Source organism: Flavobacterium labens (assembly GCF_048286755.1).
GTDB lineage: Bacteria > Bacteroidota > Bacteroidia > Flavobacteriales > Flavobacteriaceae > Flavobacterium.
Window position 1 is genome coordinate 182,500 of the sequence record NZ_JBLVPL010000004.1, and the last position, 12,987, is coordinate 195,486.

Consider the following 12,987-nt stretch of genomic DNA (forward strand, 5'->3'; position numbering starts at 1 on the left):
AATAAAGATGAAATGAGCATGACCGTAATTTGGTCGTAAAAGTTAATGCAAATTCAATATTCTATTAAAAAAAACAAATATTATCTACATATGAAATTAATCATCAGAGAAGCAAAAATTATCGATTCGAAAAGTCCCTTTCATAATAAGACTGTAGATATTTTAATTGTTGATGGTTTTATAAAAAAAATTGGAACAACGCTTCCAAATCCGGATAAAGCAGAAGAAATACAACTTGATAATTTACATGTTTCCCAAGGCTGGTTTGACAGTAGCGTTTCTCTTGGAGAACCTGGTTTTGAAGACCGAGAAACTATTTCAAACGGGCTTACTGTAGCTGCTAAAAGTGGTTTTACGGCAATCGCATTACAACCCAACTCCTTCCCTATTATTGACAATCAATCCCAAGTGAATTTTGTGTTAAACAAAGCATTAGGATTTGCAACTCAACTCTATCCTATTGGCGCTTTAAGCAAAGAAAGCGCAGGAAAAGATATGGCTGAATTGTATGATATGAAAAATGCGGGAGCAGTTGCTTTTGGTGATTATAATAAAAGTTTAGATAATGCTAATTTGTTAAAAATCGCTTTACAATACGTTCAGGATTTTGATGGATTAATTCTTGCTTTTTCTCAAGACGAGAATATAAAAGGAAATGGAGTTGCAAATGAAGGCATTGTTTCTACCCGATTGGGTTTGAAAGGAATTCCAAATCTTGCTGAAGAATTACAAATTGCAAGAAATTTATTTCTATTAGAATATACCGGAGGAAAACTTCACATTCCGACAATTTCGACTAAAAAATCAGTTCAATTAATCAAAGAGGCTAAAGCAAATGGATTAAATGTAACGTGTAGTGCGGCAGTACATCATTTGGTTTTAACCGATGAAAAACTAGAAGGTTTTGACACTCGTTATAAAGTTTCGCCGCCGCTAAGAACTGAAACCGATCGAAAAGCATTGTTGAAAGGGATAAAAGACGGAACTATCGATATGATTACATCCGACCATAATCCGATAGACATTGAACATAAGAAAATGGAATTTGACGGTGCCAAAAATGGAACAATCGGAATGGAAAGTGCTTTTGGTGCTTTGATGACCGTATTGCCATTAGAAACCGTAATAGATAAATTGACCGCTGGAAAATCCACATTCGGTATTGATATCCAAGTTATAAATGAAGGTTCAAAAGCAAATATTACCTTATTCAATCCTGAACCAAAAAACATTTTCACAAAATCATCCATTTTGTCAAAATCAAAAAATTCTGCATTTTTAGGTGCCGAAATTAAAGGGAAAGTGTACGGAATTGTGAATCAAGGAAAATTAATTTTAGCATAGAAAAATGAATAATAATAATAATAATAATAATAATTCAGAGTCAGGTAAAACTGCCGCTATTACCAGTTATATCTTGGGAATTGGCGTTTTCATAGCGATGTCAATGAACTCAGAGGACAAAAATGCATTTGCTTCCTTTCACATTCGCCAAGGATTGGGACTTACCTTAACATTCATATCATTGGGATTAATCATCAGCAATTTTGACAGCTTAATGATTTCAGCTCCAATGTGGATTTTCGTGTTTGTTTTATGGTCTTATGGCATTACAAGTGCTATAAAAGGCGAAACAAATCCGGTTCCATTATTAGGGAATTATTATCAAAAATGGCTTTCAAATATATCATAATTACAATGAATTTATCTTTAGAATATAAAATACGAGAACCTAAAATAAAATTAGACAAAAATCCTCTTATCCTTTTATTACATGGATACGGGAGCAACGAAGATAATTTATTTTCATTTGCAACCGAGCTTCCTGATGAATACTATATTATTTCAGCGCGTGCCCCTTATGATATGCAATACGGTGCTTTTGCGTGGTATGCTATAAACTTTGATGCAGACGAAAACAAATTTTCTGACCACGAACAAGCCAAAGTTTCAAGGGATTTAATAGCTGGATTTATTGATGAATTGATTGCTAATTATCCAATTGATGACACACAAATTGCTTTAGTTGGCTTCAGCCAAGGTTCAATCTTGAGTTATGCTGTTGCGCTTTCTTACCCAGAAAAAATTCAAAAAGTGGTCGCTATGAGCGGCTATTTGAATTTAGAAATTGTAGCTGAGGATTATCTTAAAAACAACTTTACTAACTTGAAAATATTTGCTTCACACGGAACTGCAGATCAAGTAATCCCTGTAGAATGGGCTAGAAAAACACCTGCAATATTAGAAAATTTAGGAATAAATATAACTTATAAAGAATATCCTGTGGGTCATGGAGTGGCGCCACAAAATTTCTATGACTTTAAAAATTGGTTAGTAAACAACTAACCGATTTTTATTGTCCTGTATATTTAATTTCTTCTGTTTTTTTCAAAACATAACCTTTCCAAGTAATCAATTGCCAATCATCCTTAACCCATGGTTGGCCTTCGGATTTTCTCTCTAAAATAATAGACTCCTTTTGGGTATCCAGAAATAATTCTGCTTTATTACCGTTGTTAGCTTCAAAAATCACAAAAGCTGATGTAGTTGCAGTTTCTCCGCTTTGCTCGTAATGATTTAATCGAGTTCCGATTTCAAAAACCCGAATACACTCCTTTCTCAACACAGACCAAGTATAACCGGCAGAAGCTTTACAACCGTTTTCATCCAAATCGCCTCCTACTAATGGTGGTTTTTCTTCTTTTAGAATTGGACTCTTAGATTCCTTTTTATGATCCATTTGCTTTGCACAAGAAAAAGCAAAAATGATTATTATCAAAAATAACAATCCCTTTTTCATACTTATTTTTGATATAACAATGATTGATTTATTTCGAATGAAATACTATCATCAGGATTGACAAAATATTTTAATAAAACTTCTCCCCAAATTTCGCCATCACTAAAATCCGCAATAATCCATCTGTGGTTTAGGACCCTTACTTTATTGATAATAAATTCATTAGCTCCAATTTGATCTTGACCGGTATAAGGATTCCCTTTTGGGTTGGAATTAAAATCTAATAATTTTTCGGTAACAACAGGAATTAGTTTTTCGTATTGAATTATTTTATCTGAACTTCCTGAATCAAAATAATTTTGGGCATTTTCATTTTTAGCCAAAGAAAAATAGTTCGCATCAGCTAACTGATTCGAAACTAAACGTATACTGTCTCTTAACTTTTTTGTAGTTTTTTCATACCTTGTTTGTTCAAATGTAACCTGTTTACTCAAAAACATATAAGTAAAAATTGAAGAAAGTACTGCTAAAATAGTGAGATAAAGGAATAGTGATTGTTTCATTGTAGATTAAATTATAATGTAATTTCTAAATTATCATACGCTAGGAAAACATTTGGAGGAAGATTTTTTTGAACCTCTTCATGATATCCCATAATATGACTAATGTGTGTAAGATATGTTGTTTTCGGCTGGACCAAAGTTATAAAATCTAATGCTTCTTTCAAATTGAAATGCGTATCATGAGGCTCTTCTCGTAACGCATTTATTACCAATACCTTCAAATTTTTTAATTTTTCTATTTCGCTTTTTTCAATCGTTTTTACATCAGTCAAATAGGCAAAATCATCTATTCGATATCCAAAAACCTGAAGATTTCCATGCATTACATCAATAGGAATTACCGTTTTATTTCCTAGAGAAAATGGTTGATTGTTGACAACTTCTATAATTGCAACAGAAGGTGCGCCTGGATATTTATTTACCGTTTCAAAAACATATTCAAACCGTCTTCTCAGATTATCTATAACCCTTTGATGTGCGTAAATTGGTATTTCTCCCTGCTTGAAATTAAACGGACGAATATCATCTATTCCCGCAGTGTGGTCAGCATGTTCATGAGTAAAGAGGATTCCATCTACTTTTTGACAATTTGAAGAAAGCATTTGCTGCCTGAAATCAGGTCCGCAATCGATTACAAAAGAATGATTTTCCCAAGAAATCCAAACGGAAACTCTTAGTCTTTTGTCTTTAAAATCAGTGCTTTTACATACTGGGTGATTGCTCCCAATAACAGGAATCCCTTGTGATGTGCCAGTTCCTAAAAAATATACCTTCAATTTTATTGCTTTTATTTACAAAAATAGGGTTAATTATCTTTCATTAGAAACCTATTTCATTAACTTTGCAAAATATTAGCCATATTAAAAGAAAATGGATACAGAAATAAAATTAAAAGGTGACAAAATCATCGAACAAATCCCTTCGATTAAAGACAAAGCACTACGTATCAATTTAAATGAAAATATTTACGGAACTTTTGCAGAAATTGGAGCTGGTCAAGAAACTGTAAGACATTTTTTTAGATCTGGTGGTTCTTCAGGTACAATTGCAAAAGCAATGTCTGCGTATGACAAAGATTTTAGTGATGCTGTATATGGCATTGAAGAAGACGGCCGTTACGTAACAGAAAGCCGACTTAAAAAAATGCTTTCTCATGAAGTAAATCTAATAGAAAAAAGATTGAGCAGAGAGAAACATCCTAACAAAATGTTTTTTAGTTATGCCAATACTGTAGCTACTATTGATTTTGCAAAACAATTTAAAGGACATGGTTGGGTTGGAATTAGTTATCAAATTGAACCGGATGAAGATTATAACGAAATTATCATTCACATTCGATTTAAAGAAACTGATGTACGATTACAGCAAGAAACACTTGGTATTCTTGGTGTAAACTTAATCTATGGCGCTTATTATAAATACAATGATCCTAAACGATTGTTGCGCTATTTATACGACCACTTAGATAAAGATCAATTAGAAATAGATACTATAAATTTCTCAGGACCTCGTTTTGCTGATGTAGACAATCGTTTGATGAGTTTACAATTAGTAAAAAATGGAATGACTGATGCGGTAATGTTTAACCCAGAAGGTAAAAATATTCTTCCCGCAGCAATTTTATACAAGAAAAACATTCTTGCTTTTAGAGGTAGTTTTCGTCCCGTTACAAAAGTGAACATGGACATGTATGAGAAATCATTGAAAATGTTCTTGAACGAGAATAAAGTGAATGCCGAAAATACACTGGTAGTTTTTGAAATTACATTATCAAACTTACGTTCTGATGGTGAAATTGACGAAAGAGATTTTATGGATAGAGCTGAATTACTTTGTTCTCTTGGACAAACGGTAATGATTTCAAACTTCCAGGAATATTATAAAGTGGTGGAATATTTTGCTAATTACACCAAAGCCAGAATGGGATTAGCCATGGGCGTGAATAATTTAGTCGATATTTTTGATGAAAAATATTACCGTCATTTAAGCGGTGGGATTTTGGAAGCATTTGGAAAGTTATTCTATCGCGATATGAAAGTTTTCTTGTATCCAATGATTGGAGAAGATGGAGAAATAATCACATCAGAAAACTTAAAAGTACATCCAAGAATGAAAGAATTATACAAATTCTTTAAATTCAACGGAAAAGTAGTCGATATCGATGATTATGACCCATCTATTTTAGAAGTCTTCTCTCGTGAAGTTTTAAACATGATTAATAATGGGAAACCAGGTTGGGAAACAATGCTTCCTACTGGTATTGCAGAAATAATCAAAGAACACCGTCTCTTTGGGTATGACCCAAATAAAGTTTTGAAGGAAAGTAATTAAGTAGTTTTCAAAGTAAAAAAAGAGCCAACAAAAAGACAATTTTAATGTCTTTTTCTTGGCTCTTTACTTAAAAAAAAGATTATTTCAATATCTGAGCGGCATGAGCCTTAGTTTTCACATCTGAAATCACGTCCTCTATAATTCCTTTTTCATCAATTACAAATGTAGTTCTGTGAATACCATCATATTCTTTTCCCATGAATTTTTTTGGTCCCCAAACACCAAAAGCCTGAATCACAGATTTATCTTCATCAGCAAGTAATGGAAAAGGGAAATCATATTTTTCTTTGAACTTGGCTTGTGCTTTTTGAGCATCGGCACTAACGCCTAACAGTTCGTAATTATTAGCTTGAAATCGCTCAAAATTATCTCTTAAGTCACATGCTTCTGCTGTACATCCTGGTGTATTTGCTTTTGGATAAAAAAAAACGACTAATTTCTTACCTGCATAATCCACTAATTGATGTGATTTTCCGTCTTGGTCTAAACCAGAAAAATCAGGTGCTTTATCTCCTTTTTTTAATGTTGTCATTATTTATATTTTTTATTTATTTGAATTGAATTTGACTTTTGCTATTGCCATTGAAATTGTTTTTCTTTACAAATCAAATTTAATGAATAATGAATAAACAAGAACGTGTAACGTTTGTTATAAATACGTTAAAAGAGCTATACCCAACGATTCCTATCCCTTTAGACCATAAAGATCCTTATACATTATTGATTGCTGTTTTACTTTCGGCACAATGTACAGATGTTCGCGTGAACCAAATCACACCTTTACTTTTTGCGAAAGCAGACAATCCATATGATATGATAAAAATGTCTGTTGAGGAAATTAAGGAAATCATTCGTCCATGCGGCTTATCGCCAATGAAATCAAAAGGAATTCATGGTTTATCCCATATTTTAATTGACAAACACGGTGGAAAAGTACCTCAAAGTTTTGAGTTTTTGGAGGAATTGCCAGCTGTAGGACATAAAACGGCAAGTGTCGTAATGTCACAAGCCTTTGGGGTTCCTGCTTTTCCTGTTGACACTCACATTCATAGATTGATGTACCGATGGAATTTGACAAACGGAAAAAACGTTATTCAAACTGAGAAAGATGCGAAACGTATTTTTCCTGAGGAAATTTGGAATGATTTACACCTTCAGATTATTTGGTACGGAAGGGAATATTCTCCGGCTCGTGGCTGGGATTTAGACAAGGATATTATCACTAAAACAATTGGAAGAAAAACAGTCATTGATTCCTATTACAAAAAATAAACCGTTCTTAACAAAAAATCCCACTATTTAAAAATAGTGGGATTTTTTAATAATTTAAAACCAAATTAAATACACTTATGACCACCAATAATTGGAGTTGGTGTTTTTAATTCGATATGATTTCGAAACTTTTATTGTCTATTTTTATTATGCTCAACGCTTTGGAATAACTTAATAAGAAAGAAATTGTTTCTTTACTTGGTTTCTTTTTTTCTGAAACTGATGCTTTTTTTGAGTAAATTTTTGCCATAGAGTAATATATATTTTTCTTTATATTACAACGCAGCAAGTTCAAACATATTGTTAATTGGTCAAAACAATTTGGTGTTTGTCTATCACTTTTCTCAAATTCATCAAAGCATAACGCATTCTCCCTAAAGCGGTATTAATACTAACTCCAGTAGATTCCGAAATTTCCTTAAAGCTCATATCTTGATACATTCGCATCACCAATACTTCTTTTTGATCCGCTGGAAGTCCTTCGATTAGCTTTTTTAAATCCATTTCGACTTGTTCCGAAATTATTTTATTTTCTATCGTCTGACAATCATCTGACATTATGGAAAATATAGAGAACTCTTCGGTTTCTCTAAACATAGGCATTTTTTTTGTTTTCCTGTAATGATCTACAACCAGATTATGAGATATACGCATAACCCATGGTAAGAATTTACCTTCTTCGTTGTATGAATTTGATTTCAAAGTTTTAATCACTTTGATAAAAGTATCTTGAAAAATATCGTTGGTAATATCTTTATCCGGAATTTTCGAATAAATAAAACCATAAATTTTTGATTCGTGCCTTTTTATTAATTTAGCTAAGGCATCCTCGTTACCTGCGACATAATCCTTTACTAATGACGCGTCAGGGAGTTGTATATTAACCATAATAATACTTTTTAGTTTTAAAATAAAATAAGAGATTTCTCTAAAAAGTAGTTTTTTATTATAGGCTAGTGTATATTTAGGTTTGTTAAGTTTTCAAATTTAACTAATTATTGTTTTAACATGCAAGTAAAATTAATAAAAATTAACATATCATGAATAAAATTTGTTAAAATTTTTCTTTTATTTTTCACATTTATTATACAAATAGCATGCCGTTGCATAAAAAAAGAATAGTTTATATCAAGGAATTCTTAAAAAGAAAAAAAACAAAATAAATCCTGATTATCAATTAATTACAATCAAACCTTATTTTGTTTTTAAATATTTTACTTAATATTTCTGATTATTGATAAACTCTGATGTAATCAATTATGAAATCTTGCGGAAGGATACTATCATTCACTTCGGGACCTCCAAAATTTCCTCCTATCGCCATATTAACAATAAAATAAAAGGGCTGGTTGAATGGCCAAATCGCTTCTGTTTTATTTTTAGGTTGAAAGGTATACACTAAAGTATCATCTACAAAAAAATCAATTTTGTCTTTCGTCCATTCTACAGCGTAAATGTGAAAACCTTCCTCAATAGCATCAAATCTTGTTCTCTTAGTATTTATAGTGTTTCCGTGACTGTCTTGCGTATGCAAAGATGTAAAAACCATATTAGGTTCTTTCCCAACATATTCTAAAATATCGATTTCTCCCGATTTAGGCCAACCGACTTCACTGATATTTGAACCCAACATCCACCAAGCGGGCCAAACTCCTTGTCCAACAGGAAGCTTTGCTCTTGCCTCGAAACGACCGTATTGAAACTCTTTTTTGCCTTTGGTGGTAATCCGTGTCGAAGTATATTTATCAGCCTCCTTTTTAGCCGTGATGACTAATTGATTTTTGGCAACCTTATGGTTTTGTTTCGTGTACAATTGTCGTTCGTTGTTTCCCCAACCACAGTTAGGACAACCATCTCCAAGTTCAAAATTCCAAAATTTTTCATTTAATTTGGTACCTCTAAAATTTTCTTCCCAAACCAGTTTTCGCTTGTTCTGTTGCGCAAAAGAAAAATTGGCCACAAGTAATAATACTAATAATTTTTTCATTTTATTTTAATTAGAATATTGAAAATCACTTTCCAATTTTGTTACTGAACTTCCTCCAATGAATACTTTAAAATCTCCAGCTTCTGCTTCCCATTTTTTGTTGGCTGTAAAATACTCAATTGTTTTTTCATCGATTGAAAATACTACTTTTTTGGTTTCGTTGGGTTGCAATTCGATCATTTCAAATCCTTTCAACTCTTTTACCGGACGAGTAATACTTCCTATCAAATCTCTAATATACAATTGAACGACCTCTTTTCCGATAACTTTTCCAGTATTTTTTATAGTTACAGAGACTTCAATTTTACCATTTTTAGCAAATGCATTAGATGATAATTGCAAATTAGAGTATTCAAATCTAGAATAACTAAGTCCATGACCAAAAGGGTACAAAGGCGTGTTCTTTTCATCAATATAATGCGACCAAAATACACTTTCGGGCTCATTCATCACCGGTCTTCCCGTATTTTTATAATTGTAATAAATAGGAACCTGACCTACATTTCTAGGAAAAGTCATTGGTAATTTTCCGCTTGGGTTGTAATCGCCATATAAAACTTGCGCTATTGCGTTACCACTTTGCGTTCCCAAGTGCCATCCTTCAACAATTGCAGGAATATTTTCATCTGCCCAAGGGATAGCTAATGGACGACCGTTATTCAAAACCAAAACCACATTAGGATTGACCTTATAAATTGCTTCCAACAATTCTTGCTGAACACCCGGCAAACCTAAATCGGTTCTGCTTCTTCCCTCACCTGATTGCAAACCGTGTTCTCCCAAAACCATAATTACTACGTCAGCTTGTTTTGCAGCCGCAATGGCTTCTGCAAATCCACTTTTATCAGTACTATTGATTTTAGTTTCCCAAATGAATTGTGTTCTTCCCTCAGTTACATCAGCTCCTTTAGCATACATTAGCGTATTTCCGGTATACTTTTGTAATCCTTCCAGAACTGAAACTGCCGAATTATCGTCAGCTGCGATTCTCCAACTTCCCAAAGGACTCGTTTTATCATTGGCCAAAGCACCGATTAATGCAATTTTTTGACCTGATTTTTTTAAAGGCAATAATTCCTTTTCATTTTTCAAAAGTACAATCGATTTTTTGGCTACATCTAAAACTCCTTCTTGAAATTCTTGTTTCCCAACGGTTGTCAATTCTCGATTTTCATCACAATATTTATATGGATCGTCGAACAAACCCAATTCGAATTTTACTTTCAAAATTCGTCTAGCTGAATCATCAATATCACTTTCTTTGACTTTACCTTCTTTAACTAATGCCTCCAAATGTTCCACATACGCACTAGATTCCATATCCATATCTGAACCGGCATTAATCGCTATTTCAGCGGCATGCTTACTATCCTTAGCATATCCATGTGAAATCATTTCATTGATAGAACCCCAATCCGAAACTACAAAACCATCAAATTTCCAATCTCTTTTTAAAACTTCTCTTTGCAAATACCCATTTCCTGTTGCGGGAATTCCATTCAGTTCATTGAAAGAATTCATAAACGTTCGTACACCTGCATCAACAGCCGCTTTAAAAGGTGGGAAAATTGTATTCTGCAACACGGTTTCACTTATATCAACCGTATTATAATCTCTTCCGGATTCTGCAAAAGCATATCCTGCAAAATGTTTGGCGCAAGCCAAAATAGTATTTGTAGCGGATAAATCATCGCCTTGAAAACCTTGTACACGTGCTACGGCAATTTTACTTCCTAAAAAAGTGTCCTCACCAGCACCTTCCATAACACGTCCCCAACGAGCATCTCTGGAAATATCAACCATCGGTGCAAAAGTCCAGTTCAATCCTACCGAAGCGGCTTCTTCTGCGGCTATTGCTGCTGACTTTTTTATTGCATCTAAATCCCAACTTGCTGCTTCAGCGAGCGGAATAGGACTAATCGTTTTATAACCATGAATAACATCAAATCCAAAAAGTAACGGAATTCCCAATCGCGTTTGTTCCACCGCTAATTTTTGCAACGCTTTTACATCTTTCACCCCTTTTACATTCAGCATCGATCCTACTAAACCTTTTTTCAAGTCTTCGTATTTTTTTGCTGCCTGACCTTCTTTCGGTGTTGGACCTGTAATATCCCAAAAACCATTATACTGATTGAGTTGCCCTATTTTTTCTTCCAAAGTCATCAATAGGAGAACTGAATCTACTTTAGTATTTAAAATATTTCCTTTGGAATAAGAAACAGGAGATTTCAAGATTTTATTACTGCAACCTGCAACTATTAGAGCTGCTATAGCAAATGATGCTACTAGGGATTTATTTCTCATCTCTAAACTTTTTATATAATTAAAAGGCCGGTACAAAACCGACCTTTATAAATTCATTACGTGTTCTATTGATAAACCCTAACATAATCAATCTCCATCGAAGATTGTGAAAAAGCAGGATCAATCGCACCTCCAAAACTTCCTCCCATTGCCACATTCAAAATTAAAAAGAAATCTTTATTAAATGGTAAAGAATTATTATTTGCTACTGTATGATATAATTTGTCATCCACAAAGATCTGAACTGAAGTAGGACTCCAAATGGCTTTGTAAATATGAAACTCAGAAGAAGCATTTGCAATAGTTGTTGAATTAGTATTACCCGCTCCTGGAGAAACTGCAGGATAATGGAGTGTTCCGTGTATTTTAGTAGGTTCACTACCTTTAAATTCCATTATATCTATTTCACCGCAACCCGGCCATGTATTTGTTGCATAATCCTGTCCTAACATCCATATTGCAGGCCATGTTCCTGCACCAGTAGTAAGTTTGGCTTTTACTTCAATTTTCCCATAAGTAAATTCAAATTTATTTTCTGATTTTAGTCTTGCGGAAGTGTATCCTGACCCTGATTTCTTAGCCGTAATTTTTAGATTTCCTCCTTGTACAATAACATTATCAGCTGCACTTGTATACGTCTGGGCTTCACCATTACCCCAACCGCCAGCACCAAGGTCATATCCCCATTTTGTAGGATCCGGTGCACCGTCAACATTAAATTCGTCAGAGAATTTCAAAACAGTATAATTTGCAATCGGGGTCGGAGTTACAACTGCACCAGGGGCAGTTGTTGTAAAAATATGATACCATGCTAAAAATGGGTTTCCTGACTGAATCACTCGCACAACCATACGATTATCTGTAATTGATAGAATTTCGTAAGAACTGGTTCCAACAAAATAACCCATAAAACCTGCATCAGCTATATTTAAAACCGTACCTCTAGTTTGAGTTGCACTATCTGGATTTTTTGACACAAATGAATCTGATTTACTCAAAGTTACTGTTTTTGTACCACTGGTATTTAAATCATAACAAGCATCATCGCCACCGCCTTTAAAAGCACCATTATAATACGTTTGACCTTTGTTATCCAATTCAAATTTCATTTGAGCTCCTACTAAAGAAAAAGTCATTACGCTATTATATAAACATGTAGCTGATTTTTCATTTGCTTTAGCACTATAAAATGAAGGATAATAATTTTGTTTTCCAAAAGTAGGATCAGACCATGCTACGTTTGGACCAACTCCCAGGTGACCTTCCTCACTTTGTGCCCAATACCATTTTCTAGACGCACCACCTGTTAAGAATTGTACCGCTTGTTCATCTTTAAAATCACTGAAAACGGTTACTTCCAAAGTCATATTGGTAGCAACTCCTCCAGCTCCAGATGCAATTACAGTCACCGTGTACGTATTTGTACCTGGTGTAGCAAAGGTGTTTTCAAGAATCCCACTTGGCGAATTCTTAGAAGTTCCATCACTAAAAATGTACTTATACGAAATTGCATTTTCTGCAGTACTGGTAAATTTTACTTTTCCGGAACCATCTCCGTTTGGTAAAGCTGCTGTTTTACCTATTATTTCTGCCGTAACCTTTAGGTTGGTTGGCGTGTCTAACGCTCCAAAACCCAAATTATCTTCCTGACAATTGACCATCAAAAGAAGGACAAAAACGGATACTATGTTTATTATTATTTTTTTCATTTTTACTATTTTTTAAAAAATATAATTGTGATACTCCATGTATACCAACTCATTCTAAATTCATAATTAGTTACTAAT

General features: G+C 33.6%; 13 protein-coding genes. 5 read left to right on the forward strand and 8 right to left on the reverse strand.

Annotated elements, in window-relative coordinates; genetic code table 11:
• Positions 1-90 precede the first annotated feature (90 nt).
• From ACNQF8_RS11125 to ACNQF8_RS11135, 3 genes are read left to right on the forward strand one after another with little or no spacing between them, the layout of a single operon-like run.
• Positions 91-1,344: a dihydroorotase gene (locus ACNQF8_RS11125; protein ID WP_417950158.1), complete on the forward strand. Its 1,254-nt coding sequence runs from the start codon at positions 91-93 to the stop codon at positions 1,342-1,344.
• 4 nt (positions 1,345-1,348) lie between these two features.
• Positions 1,349-1,693 carry a hypothetical protein gene (locus ACNQF8_RS11130; protein WP_417953515.1) on the forward strand — a complete coding sequence of 115 codons (345 nt, stop codon included), beginning with the start codon at positions 1,349-1,351 and terminating at the stop codon, positions 1,691-1,693.
• 5 nt (positions 1,694-1,698) lie between these two features.
• Positions 1,699-2,346 carry an alpha/beta hydrolase gene (locus tag ACNQF8_RS11135; protein ID WP_417951275.1) on the forward strand — a complete coding sequence of 216 codons (648 nt, stop codon included), beginning with the start codon at positions 1,699-1,701 and terminating at the stop codon, positions 2,344-2,346.
• Between the two features lie 7 nt (positions 2,347-2,353).
• On the opposite strand, the gene ACNQF8_RS11140 is transcribed toward ACNQF8_RS11135, so the two are convergent.
• From ACNQF8_RS11140 to ACNQF8_RS11150, 3 genes are read right to left on the reverse strand one after another with little or no spacing between them, the layout of a single operon-like run.
• Positions 2,354-2,800 carry a hypothetical protein gene (locus ACNQF8_RS11140; protein WP_417950162.1) on the reverse strand — a complete coding sequence of 149 codons (447 nt, stop codon included), beginning with the start codon at positions 2,798-2,800 and terminating at the stop codon, positions 2,354-2,356.
• A gap of 2 nt (positions 2,801-2,802) precedes the next feature.
• On the reverse strand, positions 2,803-3,303 hold the full coding sequence (locus ACNQF8_RS11145) for a hypothetical protein (protein WP_417950163.1): 501 nt from the start codon (positions 3,301-3,303) through the stop codon (positions 2,803-2,805).
• 11 nt (positions 3,304-3,314) lie between these two features.
• Positions 3,315-4,079, reverse strand: a complete 765-nt coding sequence (locus ACNQF8_RS11150; RefSeq protein ID WP_417950165.1) for an MBL fold metallo-hydrolase — start codon at positions 4,077-4,079, stop codon at positions 3,315-3,317.
• Between the two features lie 94 nt (positions 4,080-4,173).
• Between ACNQF8_RS11150 and ACNQF8_RS11155 the strand changes: the two genes are divergently transcribed.
• Entirely contained in the window at positions 4,174-5,634 is a 1,461-nt protein-coding gene (locus tag ACNQF8_RS11155) for a TonB-dependent receptor (RefSeq protein ID WP_417950166.1), read from the forward strand.
• A 79-nt stretch (positions 5,635-5,713) separates the two neighbouring features.
• Here the strand turns inward: ACNQF8_RS11155 and bcp are convergent, their stop codons facing one another.
• Complete coding sequence (gene bcp / locus ACNQF8_RS11160; protein ID WP_417950168.1) at positions 5,714-6,166, reverse strand: thioredoxin-dependent thiol peroxidase; 453 nt, start codon at positions 6,164-6,166, stop codon at positions 5,714-5,716.
• A gap of 89 nt (positions 6,167-6,255) precedes the next feature.
• Here bcp and ACNQF8_RS11165 point away from each other — a divergent pair, with 89 nt between their 5' ends.
• The gene (locus ACNQF8_RS11165; RefSeq protein ID WP_315207802.1) at positions 6,256-6,906 is read left to right on the forward strand and encodes an endonuclease III domain-containing protein; all 651 of its coding nucleotides are present in this window, start codon (positions 6,256-6,258) and stop codon (positions 6,904-6,906) included.
• Positions 6,907-7,209: 303 nt separating this feature from the next.
• On the opposite strand, the gene ACNQF8_RS11170 is transcribed toward ACNQF8_RS11165, so the two are convergent.
• From ACNQF8_RS11170 to ACNQF8_RS11185, 4 genes are all read right to left on the reverse strand, one after another.
• Positions 7,210-7,794 (reverse strand): RNA polymerase sigma factor, encoded by a 585-nt coding sequence (locus ACNQF8_RS11170; protein ID WP_282715214.1) that lies wholly within the window; start codon positions 7,792-7,794, stop codon positions 7,210-7,212.
• Between the two features lie 343 nt (positions 7,795-8,137).
• Positions 8,138-8,893, reverse strand: a complete 756-nt coding sequence (locus tag ACNQF8_RS11175) for a glycoside hydrolase family 16 protein (RefSeq protein WP_417953514.1) — start codon at positions 8,891-8,893, stop codon at positions 8,138-8,140.
• A 6-nt stretch (positions 8,894-8,899) separates the two neighbouring features.
• On the reverse strand, positions 8,900-11,200 hold the full coding sequence (bglX, locus tag ACNQF8_RS11180) for a beta-glucosidase BglX (protein WP_417953512.1): 2,301 nt from the start codon (positions 11,198-11,200) through the stop codon (positions 8,900-8,902).
• A 65-nt stretch (positions 11,201-11,265) separates the two neighbouring features.
• A complete protein-coding gene (locus tag ACNQF8_RS11185; RefSeq protein ID WP_417953511.1) occupies positions 11,266-12,909 on the reverse strand; it encodes a family 16 glycosylhydrolase in 1,644 nt (547 codons plus the stop codon).
• Between the last annotated feature and the right edge of the window lie 78 nt (positions 12,910-12,987).